This is a genomic window from Dactylosporangium sp. NPDC049742 (assembly GCF_040674675.1).
Classification (GTDB): domain Bacteria; phylum Actinomycetota; class Actinomycetes; order Mycobacteriales; family Micromonosporaceae; genus Dactylosporangium; species Dactylosporangium maewongense.
The window spans coordinates 41,343-58,959 of the sequence record NZ_JBFANF010000049.1 but is presented as its reverse complement, the minus strand read 5'-3'; the positions used below and the strand labels follow the sequence as shown (position 1 = coordinate 58,959).

The following is a 17,617-nucleotide window of genomic DNA, read 5'->3' as shown; positions in this document are numbered from 1 at the left end:
ACATAGGGTCAGCGGGCGGAGCGGGCGCGCCGGCGGGGCGGGTCGTCACCGGGGTTGAAGGTGTCCTCCTCCACCGGCTCGTCCAGCGTCTTCTTCGCCTTCTTCCGCTCCAGCTTCGCCCGGCGCACCGCGGCCTCGTCCAGCTCCTCGCTCATCCGCGCCAGCTCCGAGCGCAGGAAGTCCCGGGTGGCGATCTCACCGACGGCGATCCGCAGCGACGCGATCTCCCGCGCCAGGTACTCGGTGTCCGCCTTCTGCGCCGCGGCCCGCCGGCGGTCCTCCTCGGAGGCGAGCCGGTCCCGGTCCGCCTGCCGGTTCTGCGCGAGCAGGATCAGCGGCGCCGCGTAGGACGCCTGCAGCGACAGGATCAGGGTCAGGAACGTGAACGTGTACGGGTCGAACTGCCACGTCCTCGGCGCGAGCGTGTTCCACACGACCCACACGAGGATGAAGACCGTCATGTACACGAGGAACTTCGCGGTCCCCATGAACCGCGCGATCCCCTCGGACCACTGCCCGAACGCCTCCGGGTCGAAGCGGGGCAGCTTCAGCCGCCCCGGCTCCCGCGGCTGGTCGAGCCGCCGCCGGTCAGCCATGATCGAGCGTCCGTCCGGCCGGGCCGGAGGAGCCCGACGACACGGAGGCGGCGTGCTCCCGGTCGCGCCAGTCCTCGGGCAGCAGGTGGTCCAGCACGTCGTCGACGGTGACGGCGCCGAGGAGCCGGTCGTTGTCGTCGATGACCGGCATGACCACCAGGTTGTACGTCGCCATCCGCCGGGTGATCTCGCCGAGCGTGGCCTGCGGCGCGAGCGGTTTGATGTCGTTGTCCACGACGCCGCCGAGCAGCGCCGACGGCGGCTCGCGCAGCAGCCGCTGGAAGTGCACGACGCCGAGGTACCGCCCGGTCGGCGTCGCCATCGGCGGCCTGGTCACGAAGACGCCCGCCGCCACCGCCGGCGACAGCTGCGGCTCCCGGATGCGGGCGAGGGCCTCCGCGACGGTCTCGTGCGGCGCCATGACGATCGGCTCCGACGTCATCACCGACCCGGCGGTGCCGGGCAGGTAGTCCAGCAGCGCCCGCACCGGCGACGCCTCGTCGGGCTGCATGAGGTCCAGCAGCACCTCCTGCTCGCCCTTCGGCATCTCCGCGAGCAGGTCGGCGGCGTCGTCGGGGTCCATCTCCTCCAGCACGTCCGCGGCCCGCTCCGGCTCCAGCGCCGCCATGATCTCCAGCTGGTCGTGCTCGGGGAGCTCCTCCAGCACGTCGGCGAGCCGCTCGTCGTCCAGGGCGGTCGCGACCTCGACGCGGCGGGTCTCGGAGAGGTCCTGCAGCACGTTCGCGAGGTCGGCGGGGCGCATGTTGTCCAGCACCGCGAGGATGCCGGCCGTGCCCTGCGCGTGCGGGGTGCCGGCGAGCCCGACGACCTCACCCCACTCGAGCTGGTTCAGGTGACCGCGGCGGGTCAGCCGGCCGCTGAACTCCCGGACCGCGACCCGGCTCAACGCCCACGTCCCCGTCCGGTCGGCCTCCATCGCGACGTCCACGACGGTGCCGGTGCGGCCGGTCGCCGGGATGCTCACGTGCCGGTCGATGAAGTCCTCCAGGACCAGCAGCTCACCCTGCCGCTTCTCGAACCGGCGCAGGTTGAGCGTGCCGGTGTTGAGCACCACCGCGTCGGGCTCCATCGCCGTGATCCGGCCGATCGGCAGGAAGATCCGCCGCCGCATCGGCATCTCCGCGACGAGCCCCACGACCCTCGGCGGCAGGTCGTCGGTGCGGGCCCGCGCGACGGCGTCACGCACCCGCCCGACCTGGTCGCCGTTCGGGTCGAACACACTCAGGCCGGCGAGGCGCGCGACATAGACCCTGGGCGCGGTGCTCACGAGGCTCAAGACTACTGAAGAAGACCACCGGCTCGCCGTTGGACCGCCTCCCGCGCCTGCCCGCTCGCCTAGGCTTCTGTGCATGAGCATGCTGCGGTACAAGGTGGTCGACGTCTTCACCGACCGGCCGTTCACCGGCAACCCACTCGCCATCGTGTTCGACGCGGATCACCTCGCCGGCGAGCAGATGCAGGCGATCGCGCTCGAGTTCAACCTGTCCGAGACGATCTTCGTGCTGCGCCCGACCACGCCCGAGGCGACCTACCGGGTGCGGATCTTCACCCCGGGCACCGAGCTGCCGTTCGCCGGGCACCCCAGCGTCGGCTGCGCCGTCACCCTGCACCGCGACGGCCTGGTCAAGACCACCGACGTGGTCATGGAGTGCGGCGCGGGCCTGCTGCCGATCACCATCGACGACGTGCATGGCACCGCCACCGTCACCGGCGGCACCCCGACCGTCGAGCCGGCCCTCGACCCGGCGCCGCTGCTCGCCGCCGTCGGCCTGACGGAGGCCGACTTCGTCGGGCCGGCGCCCCGCAAGGCCGGGTGCGGGCTGCCGTTCACGTTCCTGTCCGTGACCGACGAGGCGGTGGGGCGGCTGCGGCCCGGCGGGCTCGTCGACAACCTGAGCGTCCTGCACTGGGACGCCGGGCGGCACGAGGCTCACGTGCGGGTCCTCGTCCCCGACGCCGGCGTCGCCGAGGACCCCGCGACCGGTTCGGCGGCGATGGGGCTCGGGGTGTGGCTGGTCGCGTCGGGGCTGCTGCCGGGTGACGGGCTCAGCCGGTACCAGATCCGTCAGGGCTCGGAGATGCGCCGGCCCTCGCTGCTGAGCTGCTCGATCACCGCCACCGGCGGCGAGGCGGTGTCGGCGACCGTCGCCGGCCACGTCGTGCCGATCGCCTCCGGCGAGATGACCGTGCCACCGTTCGTGGGCTGACCCGACCCGGATCCCGTGGGCTGATCCGATCCGGATGAGGCGGCCGGCACCGCGGCGGGCACCGCGGCGGGCACCGCGGCGGGCACCGCGGCGGGAGTCGAGGCGCGCCGGCCGCCGACCACCACGATCGTCACGCCGGCGAGCAGCAGCGCGATGCCGGGCAGCGTCTGCGCCGCCGGCAGCTGGTCGAGCATCAGCCATGCCAGCAGCAGCGCGCCCGGCACCTCCAGCAGAAGCAGCACGGCGACCGTCGTCGGCGGCACCCGGCGCAGCGCGTAGTTGATCAGGGTGTGGCCGAGCAGCTGGGGGCCGGCGGTCATCGCCACGATCGCCAGCCACGTCCGCGTGCTGTAGCCGCCCAGCTCCTGCCCGCCGAGCAGGCACGCCAGCCCGAGCAGCGCCGCGCAGACCGAGTAGCAGACGGTCGCGTAGGTGCTGGTCGAGATCGTCCCCCGCGCGTGGGCGCCGAGCATCGTGTACCCGGCCGCCGCGATCCCGCCGGCCAGCGCGAGCGCGTCACCGAGCAGCGCGCGGCCCGACAGGTCCGGGTCGGCGCCCGTCGCCAGGGCCACGCCCACCACGGCGACGCCCACCCCGGCCCACGTGCTGGCCGGGACCCGCACTCCCCGCACGACGGAGATCAGCGATGTCCAGATGGGTGTCGTACTGACCAGCGCCACCGACATGGCGACGCTCGTCAGCTTGGCGCTGGGCACCCACGCGGCGAAGTGCACCGCGAGCAGCACGCCGGACGCGGCGCTGACGCGCATCGCCCGCGACCGGAACTCCTCGCGGCGCGCCGCGAGGGCCACCGGGGCGATCGCGGCGACCCCGAGCGCGTTGCGCCAGAAGGCGATCGCGAGCGCGGGCGCGGCCGCGTAGGCGATCAACGGCGCCGACGCCGAGACCGCGATGATCGCGACCGTGAGGGCGGCAATTGCGGCTAACCCGATCTGGCGCATGCGCCGATGTTGTCACTAGGTGAAAATTGTCAGCGATCCGACACTTGGTAGCGCTCTTAGGCAGTAGACCGGAGCGGTCTGCATTCGTACTTTCGGACGATGCCAGGAGGGCTGAACGGTGTTTAACGCTGTCCTTTTCGACTACTTCAATACATGCACCAGCGCCGTCGTTCGCGGCGACGGTCATCGCAGGACCGCCGAGGTGCTCGGCGTCGACCCCGAGGCGTGGCTCAGCCTCCTCGACCGCACCTTCGACGCGCGGGCCAAGGGCGCTTACGGCAGCGTCTTAGCGGGTCTCCGCGCGCTGTGCGTCGAGCTCGGCGTCGAGCCCACGCCCGCCCAGCTGCGCGAGGCCGCCGAGCTGCGCATCGCCTCGCTCCAGCAGGACGCGTCACCCCGCCCCGAGACCGAGCCCGTCCTGCGCTGGCTGCGCGAGCAGGGCATCCGCACCGCCGTCGTCAGCGACTGCTGGTTCGAGCTGCCGACCGTCCTGCCCGGCACCCCCATCGGCCGCCTCTTCGACGCCGGCGTCTACTCGTCGCAGGTCGGCCACGCCAAGCCGCACCCGGCGATGTACCGCACGGCCTGCGAACGCCTCGGCGTCCACCCCGAGGCATGCCTGTACGTGGGCGACGGCGGCGGGCACGAGCTCACCGGCGCCCGTCGCTTCGGCCTCACCGCCGTCCAGCTCGACGCGCCCGACCTCGGCGGGCACCTCACCTTCCACGCCGACCTCGACTGGGACGGCGCCCGCATCACCAGCCTCGACCAGATCCCCGACCTGGTCGTGGGCCGTATGCCGCTGCCCGCGACGATCGGCGCGCCTATGCTGGGCTGGTGACGGCGCCGCCAGGGCTTCTGTCGCCGAAGGACGGACGGCTGCTGGCCGGACTCGCGGCGGCCGCCGTCCGCGCCCGCCTGACCGGCGAGCGCCTCATGTTCCGCATCCCGTCGACCGGTCCCCTGCACGACCACGGCGCCTCCTTCGTGACGCTCGAGCGGGCCGGCGCCCTCCGCGGCTGCGTCGGCAGCCTCGAGCCGGCCCGCCCGCTGCACCGCGACGTCGTGGACAACGCGGTGCGGTCCATGCGCGACCCGCGGGTGCCGCCGGTCACCGCCGCCGACTGGACCGAGCTCGACATCAAGGTCTCCGTCCTCACCGAGCCCGCCGACCTGCCCGCCGCCGGCAGCCGGGAGGCCCTGCTGGCGGTCCTGGAGCCGGGGGTGCACGGCCTGATCCTGACCGACGGCGCCCGCCGCGCCACCTTCCTGCCGGCGGTCTGGGCCAATCTGCCGACCGCCGCCCAGTTCCTCGACGCCCTGCTCCGCAAGGGCGGCTGGGCCTCCTGGCCGCCGGGCCTGCGGGCCCTGGCCTACACCTCGGCCGAGTTCGAGGACCGCTCCCCACGCCCGCCGCTGAACGGGGCGGCGGCGGCGACCTGACGGGCCGCCGTTGTGATTGGATGGCAGGTGTGGAACCGCTGGTCGAAGAGGCCGCCAAGAAGGCCGCCGTCGCCTGGCTCGCCGTGCCCGGCGCCGGCCCGGCCTACCTGGTCTGGTGCGCGTGGCTCGGCGGGTCGCTGCTGGTCGTGAGCGGCCCCGGCGAGCAGTCCGCCCCCGGCCTGGCCGAGGCCGGCACCGTCGAGGTCTCCCTCCGCGGCGACCACGGCGGCCGGATCGTCACCTGGACCGCGGCGGTGGAGCGCATGGACCCGGCCGGGGAGGCATGGGCGGAGCTCGTGCCGCAGCTGGCCGGGAAGCGGCTCAACGGCGGCACCGAACTCGCGACCAGGTGGGCCACGGACTGCGTGGTCAGCCGCCTCACCCCGGTCGAGGACGCCCCGCTCGTCCCGATGCCCGACGACTCGCAGGCCGCACCGCCGAAGCCCACCCCGGCGACCCGCCTGCCGAAGCGCCCCTTCCGCCTGCACAAGGTCCGCGGCGCCAAGTAACGAAAGAGCGGCGTCAGAAGCCGACCGCGGCCAGGCTCGCGTCCCACAGCTGCGCCGCCAGCCGGGGGTCCTCGGTGGCCGCGTTGGGCCTGATCAGCTTGCGCTTCTCGTAGTAGCCGCCCGACACGAGCTGCGGCCGGGGCGTCGCCACCAGCCAGACGAGCGTGTCCGCGCCCTGCTCGGGCGTCTTCGCGAACGGTGTCACCTTCGACATCAGGTTCACCCCGACGCCGGCGCCGAAGCGGCTGCGCACGAAGCCGGGGTGGTAGCTCGCCGACATGATGTCGGGCCACCGCCGGGCCGCCTCCGCGGCGAAGAGGATGTTGGCCTGCTTCGCCGCGCCGTACCGCTTCCACATCCCCGCCTTGCGGTCCCCCCGCAGGTCGGCGGGGTCGATCGCGCCCATCGAGTGGGCGGCGGAGGCGGTGTTGACGATCCGGCCGCTGCGCAGCTGCTCGCGCAGGAGGTGGCTCAGCAGGAACCCGGCCAGGTGGTTGGACTGGATGGTCGGCTCGAAGCCGTCGACGGTGCGGGCGTGCCCGGCCACCACGCCGCCGGCGTTGTTCGCGAGGGCGTCGATCCGCTGGTACCGCTGGCGCAGCTGATCCACCAGCACGTGCACGTCGTCGAGGCGGCTGAAGTCGGCCCGGTACGCCGGGGGAGTGCGCCCACCGGCGGCGGCCACCTGGGCGACCGCCGCGTTCAGCCGGTCCGGGTCGCGGCCGACGAGGACGGCGTGCGCGCCGCGCCGGGCCATGTCGACCGCGGCCGCCAGGCCGATCCCGGAGCTGGCACCGGTGATCACCACCGTACGGCCGGTGAGATCTCCCACAGGGGCATTCTGCGCCATCACGCGACGAGGCTACCGTGGCGAAGGTCCCCTTAATGAAGCCTAAGGAGCACCGCCATGCGCCCACGCCGGTCCTGCCTCGCCGTCCCCGGCTCGAGCGTCAAGATGCTCGACAAGGCTCAGGGGCTTCCGGCCGACCAGGTGTTCCTCGACCTCGAGGACGCCGTCGCGCCGCTGGCCAAGCCCGACGCGCGCAAGAACATCGTGGCCGCGCTCAACGACGGCGACTGGGGCGGCAAGACCAGGGTCGTGCGGGTCAACGACCTGACCACGCCGTGGACGTACCGTGACGTCATCGAGGTCGTCGAGGGCGCCGGCGACAACCTGGACTGCATCATGCTGCCGAAGGTCCAGTCGGCGGGGCAGGTCGAGTGGCTGGACCTGACGCTCACCCAGATCGAGAAGACGATGGGGCTCGAGGTCGGCAGGATCGGCATCGAGGCGCAGATCGAGAACGCGGCCGGCCTCGTCAACGTCGACGCGATCGCGGCCGCCTCCCCGCGGATCGAGACGATCATCTTCGGCCCGGCCGACTTCATGGCGTCGATCAACATGAAGTCGCTCGTCGTCGGCGGCCTCATCCCCGGGTACCCGGGCGACCCGTACCACTACATCCTCATGCGCATCCTGATGGCCGCTCGGATGCACGACCTGCAGGCGATCGACGGCCCGTTCCTGCAGATCAGGGACGTCGACGCGTTCCGCGAGGTGGCGACCCGCAGCGCGGCGCTCGGCTTCGACGGCAAGTGGGTGCTGCACCCCGGCCAGATCGACGCGGCCAACGAGGTCTACTCGCCCGCCCAGGACGACTACGACCACGCCGAGCTCATCCTCGACGCGTACGAGCACTACACCTCGGAGGCCGGTGGCAAGCTCGGTGCCGTCATGCTCGGCGACGAGATGATCGACGAGGCGTCCCGCAAGATGGCCCTGGTCATCTCCGCGAAGGGCCGCGCCGCCGGCATGTCCCGTACGACGTCGTTCACCCCACCCGCCTGAGCGACCCCGCGCGCCCGGGCGGTCGGGCGCGCCCCGGGCAACCCGGCGGCCTGAGAAATCCGTGTCGCATTGCCCGGAAGCGGCTCGGGCAGGCAGGATTTGCCCTATGGCACCCGACCTACGTTCCACCGGCCCCGCGGGCAAAGGCAACCGGCGCGACGCGAGCCGCCCTTCCTCGGCCCGCCGCACCCTGCGGGCCGTCCCGTCGTCCGGGCCTGAGCTCGCCGAGGAGCCGGTTGCGGAGGACGAGGGCACGGCGATCGACCGCCTCGACGGCCGCGTCGCGCTGGTCACCGGCGCCGGCAGCCCGGACGGCATCGGCTACGCCACCGCCCGCCGGCTGAAGGCGATGGGCGCGGCGGTCGCCATCGTCTCCACCACCCGGCGCATCCACGACCGGGCCACCGAGCTCGGTGTCACCGGCTTCGTCGCCGACCTCACCGTCGAGGCCGAGGTCGGCGCGCTGGCCGACGCGATCGTCGACCAGGTCGGCACCGTCGACATCCTGGTCAACAACGCGGGCCTGGCCAGCAAGGCGAGCCCCGAGGTGCTGCGCCCCGTCGCGCAGCTCACCTACGAGGAGTGGCGCGCCGAGATCGACCGCAACCTCACCACCGCGTTCCTGGTCAGCCGGGCGTTCGTCGGCGGCATGGCCGAGCACGGCTGGGGCCGCATCGTGAACCTCGCCGCCACCGCCGGCCCGGTCAACGCCCTGCCCGCCGAGGCGGGCTACGCGGCGGCGAAGGCCGGCGTCGTCGGCCTCACCCGCGCCCTCGCCATGGAGCTCGTCGCCGACGGCATCACCGTCAACGCGGTCGCCCCCGGCATCATCCACACCGGCGCGTCGACGCTGGTCGAGCTCAAGCAGGGCTTCGGCACGCCGATGGGCCGCCCCGGGACCCCCGAGGAGGTGGCCGCGACGATCGCCTTCCTGTGCTCGCCCGGCGCCTCGTACATCACCGGACAGATGCTCGTGATCGACGGTGGCAACAGCGTCCGCGAGGCCCAGTACCGGTGACCCGGGCGCCGGAGGCGTCACACCGGCGTCAGAAGCCGAGCGCCACGATCGGGATGCCGCAGAGCACCAGCAGCTCCACGTAGCCGATCACCAGCGCCGCCAGCGCGAGCCCGTGCCCGCGCTGGCCGGTGCGGCCCGTCTGCGCCCACGCGATGTGCCCCATCAGGATCCCGAAGGGCGGCACCAGGACCGCGCAGACCAGGGCAGCGATCGCCATCTTGTTGTAGGCCACCTGAGAACCATTTCACAGGGGTGTGTGGGCTGCTCACGTTGGCCTGGGCCAGGCCGAGCCGGAATACTTCCCTCCATACCTGCCGGTAACAAGCAGGACGCTGACCAATGGAGGTCGATCAATGGCCCGCCTCGCCCAGACACCCGGTCTGACCGATGTGCAGCAGTCGATTCTGGAGACGGTGCGGGAGTTCGTCGACAAGGAGATCATCCCGCACGCCCAGCACCTGGAGCACGACGACGTCTACCCGGCGGACATCGTCGACGGCATGCGCGAGATGGGCCTGTTCGGCCTCACCATCCCCGAGGAGCACGGCGGTCTCGGCGAGTCGCTGCTGACGTACGCCCTGGTCGTGGAGCAGCTGTCGCGCGGCTGGATGTCGGTGTCGGGCATCGTCAACACGCACTTCATCGTCGCCTACCTGGTGGCGCAGCACGGCTCGGCGGAGCAGAAGGCGAGCCTCCTGCCGCGGATGGCCGCCGGCGAGGTCCGCGGCGCGTTCTCCATGTCGGAGCCGGGCTGCGGGTCCGACGTCGCCGCCATCCGCACCAAGGCCGTCCCGGACGGCGACGACTACGTCATCAACGGCCAGAAGATGTGGCTGACCAACGGCGCGTACTCCTCCGTCGTCGCCACCCTGGTCAAGACCGACCTGGGCGCCGACTCGGTGTACGGGAACATGACCACGTTCCTGCTGGAGAAGACGCCCGGCTTCGGCGAGAACGAGGCGCTGCCCGGCCTCACCATCCCCGGCAAGATCGAGAAGATGGGGTACAAGGGCGTCGAGACGACCGAGATGGTCCTCGACAACGTCCGGGTGCCCGGCAGCGCGGTGCTCGGCGGCGCCGACAAGGCGGGCCGCGGCTTCTACCAGATGATGGACGGCATCGAGGTCGGCCGGGTCAACGTCGCGGCCCGGGCGTGCGGCATCTCGATCCGCGCGTTCGAGCTGGCCATCGCGTACGCCCAGCAGCGCCAGACGTTCGGCGCGCAGCTGGTCAAGCACCAGGCGATCGCGTTCAAGCTCGCCGAGATGGCCACGAAGATCGAGGCCGCGCACGCGCTGATGGTCAACGCCGCCCGGCTCAAGGACGCCGGCCAGCGCAACGACGTCGAGGCCGGCATGGCGAAGCTCCTGGCCAGCGAGTACTGCGCCGAGGTCGTGCAGGAGTCCTTCCGCATCCACGGCGGCTACGGCTACTCCAAGGAGTACGAGATCGAGCGCCTCATGCGCGAGGCGCCCTTCCTGCTCATCGGCGAGGGCACCAGCGAGATCCAGAAGACGATCATCAGCCGGGGGCTGCTCAAGGAGTACGGGGTCCGCTGATCGCGTGCACGGCGCGCACCACGGCGATGCACGTGTCCTCGACGTAGTCGACGCCGGCGGCCTCGGCCAGGGCGCGCCCCTCGGGCGAGACGATGTCCTGCTGCAGCCAGACCGCCGGCGCGCCGATCGCGATCGCGTCCTTCACGACCTGCGTCGCGTCGGCGGACGGCCGGAAGACGTTCACGAAGTCGACCGGCTCAGGGATGTCGGCGAGGCTGCGGTACGCGCGGACCCCGAAGATCTGGTCCGCGAAGGGGTTCACGGGGATGATCCGCCAGCCGCGCCGCTGGATCGCCAGCGGCACCGAGTGGGCGGTCTTCCACGGGTCCCGCGACGCCCCGACGACGGCGATCGTGGCCGACTCCCGCAGGATCTGCTCAGCGCTGCGCATGCCTCGACCGTAGCGCGCGGCGATGCACGCGCGGCGATGGGCGGTCGCTCCGTCGCCGGCACCGCGCGGCGTGGGGACGCGCGGCGTTTTTTGTGGCGCGGGGATGAGCGTCGGCTGGCCGGACCTGCCAGCGGCTCACACCGCGCGGATGGGCGTCGGTCCGCCGGTCAGTCCTGCCGACAGCCGCGCGCCGAGCAGCAGCGCGTGCACCCGCACCGCCTCGCCCGGCTCGCCGACGGCCGCCCGGCGCTCCGGATGCGCCACGTAGTAGCCGATCAGGTCCATCAGGAACAGCAGGTTGCCGTCCACGTCCTCCGGCCGCACCGTCACCGGTCGCGACCGCCCCGCGACGAGCAGGTCGACCCTGGGATGCGCCCGGTCGCCGTTGAGCTCGACCCGTTCGATGCTGCTCCAGGTGTACGAGCGGCCGCCGACCCGCACTTCGTCTCCCGTGAGCCGCACCGAGGGCGTGTCGCGCACCAGCCGCAGGAGGCCCCTTGCGCCGGACACGTACATGGCCGCCGCACCGCCGAGCGCGAGCACGGCGCCGACCGGCCCGGCGTCCGCGAGCAGCGCCCAGACGAGCACCACCGACCCGACCGCGAACACCCGCCCGACCCGCGCGCACGCCTCGCGGAACGGCCGGTGGAGCTCCCACCCCGGCCGCGCCGGCGCCTCGTCCCGCCGGCGCAGCTCGTTGACGGCGAAGTTGGTGCCGTGCACGACCGCGTTGGCCAGCACGAAGGGCCCCAGCACCGAGCTGCCCTCCGGCGCCGCGAGCGCCAGCAGCAACGCACCCGCGAGCAGCGTCACCCCGGGCGGGACCGCGACCCACAACCAGTTCGACGGATTGCGACGTGGCGCGCTCATGGCCGAAACGCTATCCACTCCCGTCCCCGCGCGGCGTCACCCGATCGGCCCCGCCGTCGGTGCCCGCGCCGGCGTCGCCGATCCTGCGGCGGACCGCACCGCCGAGGACGGTGACGGCGGCGCCGACGTAGACGAGGTTGAACAGGATCTGCGCGATGACCACGATCCGGGCCGCCTGCCCCACCGCGTGCACGTCGCCGTAGCCGACCGTCGCGAGCGTCGACAGCGTGAAATACAGCGCGTCCGTCCTCGTGGCCAGCCCGGTGAACTGCCCCTCGTGGCCGGCGATCAGCACGTACACCAGCGAGAACGACAACACGGTGACGACCAGTAGATTGACCAGCGCCTCCAGGTGCGCGGCGGTCCGCCCGCCGGTCCGGACCTGCCGGAGCAGCTGCCGCCGGAACACCGCGACCAGCACCGCGAGCAGGACCACGGCGCCGCCGGCCTGCGCCCAGTCGCCCGCGGTGCGCATCAGGCGCAGCGGGACCAGGTAATACAGGAACCCGGCGGCCGCGAGCGTGCACGCGACGCGCCGGACCGGTCTCCGCACAGCTCCACCGTGCCCCACGGCGGCCGTGCGGTCAGGTGACCTGCCGGGTGAGCGCGCCCCGGAGCCGCTCCAGCTCCTCGGCCGTGCCGATCGCCGCGCGCCGCTCGGGCTGCCGGGCGTACAGGTCGATGACCCTGGTCAGGAAGTACAGCGACACCTCGAGCGGCACGTCCTCGCCGGGCCGGAACTCCCGCACCCGCCGCCCCCGCACCAGCTCGGGGCTGCCGACCGCCCACGCGCCGGACTCCGCCCTGGCACCCAGGGCGTCCCACGGCACGAACGAGCGCCCCCCGTCGATCGCCAACCCCTCCGAGGTCAGCACGAGCGGGCCGCTGCGCAGCATCCTGACCGACAGCACCAGCAGGAACAGCGTGGTCAGGACGATGATCCCGTACGACATGGCGCGCAGCACCGACAGGTGCCCGACCCGGAACCCGTTGAACGCCATCAGCACCAGCGCCGCGCCCAGCACCCCGTAGAACACGCACTGCCGCCGGAAGTTCGGCTGCACCCGGAACGCCGCCTGCTCCTGCCACACCACGATCGCGAACGTCGACGGCCCCCGCGTCGTGTGCGCCAGCAGAATCAACCCGAACGCGATCCCGATCGTCGCGACGATCAGCAACACCAGGAGCACCGGCACGTACGCGGCCGGGTCGTCTCTGGTCACCACCGGCACCAACACGCCGACCACCAGGGTCGGCGCGAGGAGCACCAGGAAGTCACCGGCACGAGCACGCATACAACCGAGCTTATGCACGCTAGCTGACCGTTTCCTGACCGCCGATCACAGCAACGACAACTGCTCACCCACCTCCACCACCCCCGCCCGGCCCCCTCCCACAACCGGTGCCGCCGGCGTTCTGGTGGGGGTTGGGCTGACGGGTAGCGGCAAGGGCTCGGCGGTGGTCGCAGCCTCGCGTGCAGACCTGCTGCCCGGCGGTGCTGGGTCGCCGGTGGTGGTCAGCTGCGGCGTGGCGCTCCTTGCCGGTGTTCCGGTGGAGGTTGGACCGATGGGCAGCGGTAAGGGCGTGGTGGTGGTTGCAGGCCCGCCGGTTGACCTGTTCGGCGAGGCTGGGTTGCCCATAGCAGCCGGCTGCCGCGCGGCGCTCCTTGCCGGCGCTTCGGCGGAGGTTGGGCCGATGGCCAGCGGTAACGGCTCGGTGATGGTCGCAGGCTCGCGTGCAGACCTGCTGCTCGCCGGTCCGGCGGAGGTGTGGTTGAGCGGCGGTGCTGGGCTGCCGGTGGTGGTCGACTGTGATGTGGCGCTCCCTGCCGGTGGGCCGGTCGAGGCGCGGGTGAGCGGTGGCGGTGGGGCCGGGTCGCCCACGACCGCTGGCTGTGGTGTGGCGCTCCCTGCCTGCGATCCGGTGGAGGTTGGGCCGATGAGCAGCGGCAAGGGCGTGGTGGTCGCCGGCCGGCCGGTGGGCCTGTTCGGCGGTGCTGGGTCGGTCGTGGCCGCTGGCTGTGGTGTGGCGCTCCTCGCCGGCGTTTCGGCGGAGGCTGGACCGATGGGCAGCGGTAAGGGCGTGGTGGTGGTTGCCGGACCGTCGGTGGATCTGCTCGCCGGGGCGCCGTTGGTGGTTGGGGCGGTGGGCTGCGGCGGGGTGTCGGTGGGCCTGTTCGGCGGTGCTGGGTCGCCCGTGGCCGCAGGCTGCCGCGTGGCAATTCCCACAGGCGCTCTGGTGGCGGTCGGGCTGATGGGCAGCGGTAACGGCTCGGTGGTGGTCGCAGGCTTGCTTGCAGACCTGCTGCTCGGCGGTCCGGTAGAGGTGTGGGTGAGCGGCGGGGCCGGGTCGCGGGTGGTTGTCGGCTGTGGTGTGGTGCTCCTTGCCGGCGGGTCGGTGGTGGTTGGGGGGAAGGGCAGCGGCAAGGTGTCGGCGGTGAGTGGGGGTGGGGCGGCGGAGAGCTGGCGGGTGGTGCTGGTGTCGCCGGTGGACAGGCCGTGGCGGCGGCAGGCGAGGCGGACGCGGGCGGCGACCTCGCGCTGGTATGCCTGGCCGGCGTAGGCGCCGTCGCCGTAGAGCTGGCGGTAGCGGGGGGCGAGGTGGGGGTGCTCGCGGGTGAGCCAGGCCTGGTACCACTCGCGGGCGCCCGGGCGCAGGTGCAGGGTCAGGGGGACGACGCTGGCGGCGCCCGCGGCCGCGAGGGCGGCGACGGTGGTGTCGATCGACTCGGCGGCGTCGGTGAGGCCGGGCAGGATCGGGGCCATGAGGACACCGACGGCGAAGCCCGCGTCGGCGAGGCGGCGCACCACGTCGAGGCGGCGGCGGGGGCTGGGGGTGCCGGGCTCGACGGAGCGCCACAGCGGCTCGTCGACGAAGCCGATCGACATCGAGACGCCGACGGTCGTCACCTGCGCGGCCTGGGTCAGCAGGTCGAGGTCGCGGGCGATGAGGGTGCCCTTGGTGAGGATGGAGAACGGGTTGGCGTGGTCGCGGAGCGCGGCGAGGATGTCGCGCATCAGCTGGTAGCGGCCCTCGGCGCGCTGGTAACAGTCGACGTTGGAGCCCATCGCCAGGTGCCTGGGGGTCCACGAGGGGGCGGAGAGCTCGCGGCGCAGCACCTCGCCGGCGTTGACCTTGACCACGATCTGCGAGTCGAAGTCGTGGCCGGCGTCGAGGTCGAGATAGGTGTGGGTGTTGCGGGCGAAGCAGTTGTGGCTGACCACGCCGCCCGCGATGAAGTCTCCCGTCCCGGTCGTGATGTCGAACATGGGCACGTCGACGCCGAGCGGCTCGATCGCGGTCACCCGCAGGCTCTCGTCGCCGCGGACGAGCTCGCCGGCGACGGTGCCGGTGGGGGTGGCCGGGGCGAACATCAGCCCGAAGCGCAGCCGCTCCCGCACCCCACCGAGGACCCTGGTCAGCGTGCCGTCGGTGACGGTGGCGAAGCCGAGGACGGTCAGGCACTCGACGAGCCAGTCGACGACCACCTTGTCGACCAGGTCGAAGGCGGGCAGCTCGCCGGACATGTCGCCGGCGGCGTCGAACAGCCCGGCGACGAACCCCTGCCGCCACGCGCGGGTGGGGATCTCGGGCCAGTCGATGACGGCGCTCGTGTCGCGGACGCTGGCGCCGGCGAACTCCCGGTCGTCGGCGGCCATCGCGTGCAGCCCGCCGCAGGCGGTGGCATAGGCCCTGGCCCGGCGCAGCGCGGCGGGCGCGACCGGGCCGACGTGCCCGTCGCCGTGGACGAACCCGCACAGATAACCCCGCCGGTAACCCGGGGTCACCCGGGGACGCTCGGGGAGAGCGCCGAAGCCGGTGAGCCGGTTGGCGGTGGTCAGGTGCGGCCGGCGGGCGCGGCCGTGCCGGGCGCCGGTGACGTGCTTCCAGCCGCGGTCGGACAGGAACCGGTGGTCGCCGGACGCGACGAGGGTGGTGCCGTCGTGGAGGGTGACGCGGTGCGCGGGCTTGACGGTCGACCAGTGCGCGAGGACCTTCGTCGTGACATAGCGTCGCAACCGTCCGTCACGGACCGTGCCGATGATGTCGTCGCCGGGGCGCAGGTCGGCGAGGGGCCGGGTGGTGCCGTCGGCCATGAGGATCGCGGTGTCGCCGGCGAGGCAGTAGACACACGCGTGCGAGCACCCACGGTAGGGGTTGATCGTCCACTCGAACGGCACACGTGACTGGCCCGGCACCCGGTTGATCAGGGACTTTGCCTGCACCTCGTAGAACGTGACACCGCGGAACTCGGGGGTGTCGAAGGTGCGGGCGACGGCCCCGGGTAGTGCGAGCGGAAGCGCTCGCACTGGCCCGGCGTCACCGGTGCCGGGACCGCCAGTCGCCTTCAGGTTGTCCCATCGCACACGCCAATTCGAACACGTGTACGAACGAACCGCAAGCTACGCCTCGACGGTTTCGCCCACAGCGTTCTCGCGCTCCGTGACGCCCGCCGGCTTGGCCTCGGGGTCCTTCGCGGTCTCCGCCTCGCCGGTCTCGGTCTTGCTCGTGTCGGCCTTGGCCGCCTCGGTCTTGCTCGTGTCGGCCTTCGCCGAAGCCGGCGCCGCCTTGGCGGGCGCGTCGTGCTTGGCGGCGTGCTCGGCGATCTGCGCCCGCACCTCGTCCATGTCGAGGTCGCGGACCTGCTGGATCAGCGACTCGAGCTGCTGCTCGCGCAGCATGCCCGGCTGGGAGAACACCGCGACGCCGTCACGCACGATCATCAGCGTGGGGATGGAGCGGATCTGGAACTCCATCGCGAGCTCCTGCTGCGCCTCCGTGTCCACCTTGCCGAAGATCAGGTCCGGGTTGTTCTCCGAGACCTTCTCGAACGTGGGGGCGAAGGCACGACACGGCCCGCACCACTCGGCCCAGAAGTCGACGAGGGTGATGCCCTCGCCACCGACCTTCTCGGCGAAGTTCTCGGCGGTCAGTTCAACGGTTGCCATGTCTGTCCGATCCTTTCGGGCGGTCGGGTACGCACCGTCATAACCACGTACCCCTTACGGGCATTCCCAACCGGTGGCGGGGCTCACGATGGCGCGGGCCGGCGCGTGATCCATGATGGAGGACATGGATCGGCCGACGTTCGTCTTCGACGGTGACTGCGCGTTCTGCTCATCATGCGCCCGGTTCATCGAGCGGCGCGTCAGGCCGGCCGCGCATGTCGTGGCGTGGCAGTTCGCCGACCTCGACGAGCTCGGCGTCACCGAGGACGAGGCGGGCGCCGCCGTGCAGTGGGTGACCGCCGGCCGCGCGCCCACCGCGGGCCCGGTCGCGATCGCCGACATGCTGCGCTCGGTGCCCGGACCGGCCGGGCGGTTCCTGTGGCGCCCGCTGGGTGCACTGTTGGGGTTGCGGCTCGTTTCGGCGTTGGCGTGGCCGGTGTACCGGTGGGTCGCCCGCAACCGGCACCGCATGCCCGGCGGGACCGCCGCCTGCGCGCTGCCGCCGAACCACCCCGCCCGAGCGGGGCGCTGACCCGGAAGCCCACCCGGCGGCTGAGCCGGGAGTGCGGCACCGCGAGCAAGTAAGGGGCAAACCCGGAGATTTGCGGCTGAGCCGGGCTTTTCGGCATACGCTCGCGAGTGGGAGGTACGCCATGTCGAGCCAGCCCACACCGAGCCAGCCCAGCGCCGGGGTCGATCTGCCGCTGCAAAGGCACGAGTGGGACCGGCTCGTCCGGCTGCCCCGCCACGTCCTCGTCGTCGCCAGCGCCGGGGACGACAACGTCGACGCCGTCGCCGGGGTCGAGGCCATCGCGGCGGGCCAGCGCTCCCGGGCGCTGCTCGTCCGGGGCGTCGTCGCGGCGATCTTCGCCGAGCACGAGCAGGTCACGGGCACCGAGCCGCTGGACCGTGAGGGTGTCCTCGCGGAGTGTGGCGCGGCCGTGCGGATGCTGGCCGCGCGGCTGGGCGCGGACGTCGCGCTCGCCTACGGCGAGTGGCTGATGGACGTCGCGGCCAGCGTCGGCCGCACGGCGTGGCGGCCCGGCGTGATCCGGCTCGGCGGGGTGGAGATCCTGCTCGCCGAGCGCGAGTTCGTCAACGAGATCGGCAGGGAATTGGCGCTGGCTCTGCACCGCCAGTAGAGGACGCGCCGGCGGTCGCCGGTCGGGTGGGCTGGGCAAACCTTCTCATCCGGCTGGCCTCCAACACGCCCGCCGCCGTACAGAAGCCGCAAACGCACACA

At 72.6% G+C, this 17,617-nt stretch carries 18 protein-coding genes and 2 pseudogenes; 9 read left to right on the top strand and 11 right to left on the bottom strand.

Going from position 1 to position 17,617, the window contains the following annotated elements:
• Positions 1-8: 8 nt before the first annotated feature.
• Together AB0J72_RS41770 and AB0J72_RS41765 are read right to left on the bottom strand one after the other, a co-directional pair.
• Entirely contained in the window at positions 9-596 is a 588-nt protein-coding gene (locus AB0J72_RS41770) for a DUF1003 domain-containing protein (protein ID WP_363409822.1), read from the bottom strand.
• Positions 589-1,884, bottom strand: a complete 1,296-nt coding sequence (locus tag AB0J72_RS41765) for a CBS domain-containing protein (RefSeq protein ID WP_363409819.1) — start codon at positions 1,882-1,884, stop codon at positions 589-591. The genes AB0J72_RS41770 and AB0J72_RS41765 overlap by 8 nt, the downstream gene beginning before the upstream one ends.
• An 82-nt stretch (positions 1,885-1,966) precedes the next feature.
• Here AB0J72_RS41765 and AB0J72_RS41760 point away from each other — a divergent pair, with 82 nt between their 5' ends.
• Positions 1,967-2,824, top strand: a complete 858-nt coding sequence (locus AB0J72_RS41760) for a PhzF family phenazine biosynthesis protein (protein ID WP_363409816.1) — start codon at positions 1,967-1,969, stop codon at positions 2,822-2,824.
• Positions 2,825-2,943: 119 nt separating this feature from the next.
• Here AB0J72_RS41760 and AB0J72_RS41755 read toward each other — a convergent pair.
• Positions 2,944-3,786: pseudogene (locus tag AB0J72_RS41755) on the bottom strand (DMT family transporter); the annotation flags it as partial.
• Between the two features lie 118 nt (positions 3,787-3,904).
• Here AB0J72_RS41755 and AB0J72_RS41750 point away from each other — a divergent pair.
• From AB0J72_RS41750 to AB0J72_RS41740, 3 genes are read left to right on the top strand one after another with little or no spacing between them, the layout of a single operon-like run.
• Positions 3,905-4,627: an HAD family hydrolase gene (locus AB0J72_RS41750; protein ID WP_363409813.1), complete on the top strand. Its 723-nt coding sequence runs from the start codon at positions 3,905-3,907 to the stop codon at positions 4,625-4,627.
• Positions 4,624-5,229 (top strand): AmmeMemoRadiSam system protein A, encoded by a 606-nt coding sequence (amrA, locus tag AB0J72_RS41745; RefSeq protein WP_363409810.1) that lies wholly within the window; start codon positions 4,624-4,626, stop codon positions 5,227-5,229. The genes AB0J72_RS41750 and amrA overlap by 4 nt, the downstream gene beginning before the upstream one ends.
• 20 nt (positions 5,230-5,249) lie before the next feature.
• Positions 5,250-5,738, top strand: coding sequence for a hypothetical protein (locus AB0J72_RS41740; RefSeq protein ID WP_363409807.1), 489 nt, complete (start codon positions 5,250-5,252; stop codon positions 5,736-5,738).
• A gap of 13 nt (positions 5,739-5,751) precedes the next feature.
• On the opposite strand, the gene AB0J72_RS41735 is transcribed toward AB0J72_RS41740, so the two are convergent.
• Positions 5,752-6,570: an SDR family NAD(P)-dependent oxidoreductase gene (locus AB0J72_RS41735; RefSeq protein ID WP_363409804.1), complete on the bottom strand. Its 819-nt coding sequence runs from the start codon at positions 6,568-6,570 to the stop codon at positions 5,752-5,754.
• Between the two features lie 75 nt (positions 6,571-6,645).
• Between AB0J72_RS41735 and AB0J72_RS41730 the strand changes: the two genes are divergently transcribed.
• Entirely contained in the window at positions 6,646-7,587 is a 942-nt protein-coding gene (locus tag AB0J72_RS41730; protein ID WP_363409801.1) for a CoA ester lyase, read from the top strand.
• A 106-nt stretch (positions 7,588-7,693) separates the two neighbouring features.
• The gene (locus AB0J72_RS41725) at positions 7,694-8,605 is read left to right on the top strand and encodes an SDR family NAD(P)-dependent oxidoreductase (protein WP_363409798.1); all 912 of its coding nucleotides are present in this window, start codon (positions 7,694-7,696) and stop codon (positions 8,603-8,605) included.
• A 28-nt stretch (positions 8,606-8,633) separates the two neighbouring features.
• Here AB0J72_RS41725 and AB0J72_RS41720 read toward each other — a convergent pair whose 3' ends face one another.
• Positions 8,634-8,837, bottom strand: coding sequence for a DUF4190 domain-containing protein (locus tag AB0J72_RS41720; protein WP_344512147.1), 204 nt, complete (start codon positions 8,835-8,837; stop codon positions 8,634-8,636).
• A 121-nt stretch (positions 8,838-8,958) separates the two neighbouring features.
• Here AB0J72_RS41720 and AB0J72_RS41715 point away from each other — a divergent pair, with 121 nt between their 5' ends.
• Complete coding sequence (locus AB0J72_RS41715) at positions 8,959-10,164, top strand: acyl-CoA dehydrogenase family protein (protein ID WP_344512149.1); 1,206 nt, start codon at positions 8,959-8,961, stop codon at positions 10,162-10,164.
• On the opposite strand, the gene AB0J72_RS41710 is transcribed toward AB0J72_RS41715, so the two are convergent.
• The 6 genes and pseudogenes from AB0J72_RS41710 to trxA all read right to left on the bottom strand — a co-directional run.
• Positions 10,142-10,555, bottom strand: coding sequence for a CoA-binding protein (locus AB0J72_RS41710; RefSeq protein ID WP_363409793.1), 414 nt, complete (start codon positions 10,553-10,555; stop codon positions 10,142-10,144). The two genes, AB0J72_RS41715 and AB0J72_RS41710, sit on opposite strands and share 23 nt — an antisense overlap.
• A gap of 135 nt (positions 10,556-10,690) precedes the next feature.
• Complete coding sequence (locus AB0J72_RS41705) at positions 10,691-11,425, bottom strand: hypothetical protein (protein ID WP_363409790.1); 735 nt, start codon at positions 11,423-11,425, stop codon at positions 10,691-10,693.
• 10 nt (positions 11,426-11,435) lie between these two features.
• Complete coding sequence (locus tag AB0J72_RS41700) at positions 11,436-11,978, bottom strand: potassium channel family protein (protein ID WP_363409788.1); 543 nt, start codon at positions 11,976-11,978, stop codon at positions 11,436-11,438.
• A gap of 31 nt (positions 11,979-12,009) precedes the next feature.
• Positions 12,010-12,720, bottom strand: a complete 711-nt coding sequence (locus AB0J72_RS41695) for a hypothetical protein (RefSeq protein WP_363409785.1) — start codon at positions 12,718-12,720, stop codon at positions 12,010-12,012.
• 45 nt (positions 12,721-12,765) lie between these two features.
• Complete coding sequence (locus AB0J72_RS41690) at positions 12,766-15,792, bottom strand: intein-containing Rv2578c family radical SAM protein (RefSeq protein WP_363409783.1); 3,027 nt, start codon at positions 15,790-15,792, stop codon at positions 12,766-12,768.
• Positions 15,793-16,020: 228 nt separating this feature from the next.
• Positions 16,021-16,374 (bottom strand): annotated as a pseudogene (gene trxA, locus AB0J72_RS41685) (thioredoxin); the annotation flags it as partial.
• A gap of 124 nt (positions 16,375-16,498) precedes the next feature.
• Here trxA and AB0J72_RS41680 point away from each other — a divergent pair.
• Together AB0J72_RS41680 and AB0J72_RS41675 are read left to right on the top strand one after the other, a co-directional pair.
• On the top strand, positions 16,499-16,906 hold the full coding sequence (locus AB0J72_RS41680) for a DCC1-like thiol-disulfide oxidoreductase family protein (protein WP_363409780.1): 408 nt from the start codon (positions 16,499-16,501) through the stop codon (positions 16,904-16,906).
• Positions 16,907-17,027: 121 nt separating this feature from the next.
• The gene (locus tag AB0J72_RS41675) at positions 17,028-17,516 is read left to right on the top strand and encodes a hypothetical protein (RefSeq protein ID WP_363409777.1); all 489 of its coding nucleotides are present in this window, start codon (positions 17,028-17,030) and stop codon (positions 17,514-17,516) included.
• Positions 17,517-17,617 lie beyond the last annotated feature (101 nt).

Coding starts and splice junctions, on each gene's coding strand:
- AB0J72_RS41770 (WP_363409822.1), bottom strand. CDS start 596: ATGGCTGACCGGCGGCGGCTCGACCAGCCGCGGGAGCCGGGGCGGCTG.
- AB0J72_RS41760 (WP_363409816.1), top strand. CDS start 1,967: ATGAGCATGCTGCGGTACAAGGTGGTCGACGTCTTCACCGACCGGCCG.
- AB0J72_RS41740 (WP_363409807.1), top strand. CDS start 5,250: ATGGCAGGTGTGGAACCGCTGGTCGAAGAGGCCGCCAAGAAGGCCGCC.
- AB0J72_RS41730 (WP_363409801.1), top strand. CDS start 6,646: ATGCGCCCACGCCGGTCCTGCCTCGCCGTCCCCGGCTCGAGCGTCAAG.
- AB0J72_RS41725 (WP_363409798.1), top strand. CDS start 7,694: ATGGCACCCGACCTACGTTCCACCGGCCCCGCGGGCAAAGGCAACCGG.
- AB0J72_RS41715 (WP_344512149.1), top strand. CDS start 8,959: ATGGCCCGCCTCGCCCAGACACCCGGTCTGACCGATGTGCAGCAGTCG.
- AB0J72_RS41710 (WP_363409793.1), bottom strand. CDS start 10,555: ATGCGCAGCGCTGAGCAGATCCTGCGGGAGTCGGCCACGATCGCCGTC.
- AB0J72_RS41705 (WP_363409790.1), bottom strand. CDS start 11,425: ATGAGCGCGCCACGTCGCAATCCGTCGAACTGGTTGTGGGTCGCGGTC.
- AB0J72_RS41695 (WP_363409785.1), bottom strand. CDS start 12,720: ATGCGTGCTCGTGCCGGTGACTTCCTGGTGCTCCTCGCGCCGACCCTG.
- AB0J72_RS41680 (WP_363409780.1), top strand. CDS start 16,499: ATGGATCGGCCGACGTTCGTCTTCGACGGTGACTGCGCGTTCTGCTCA.
- AB0J72_RS41675 (WP_363409777.1), top strand. CDS start 17,028: ATGTCGAGCCAGCCCACACCGAGCCAGCCCAGCGCCGGGGTCGATCTG.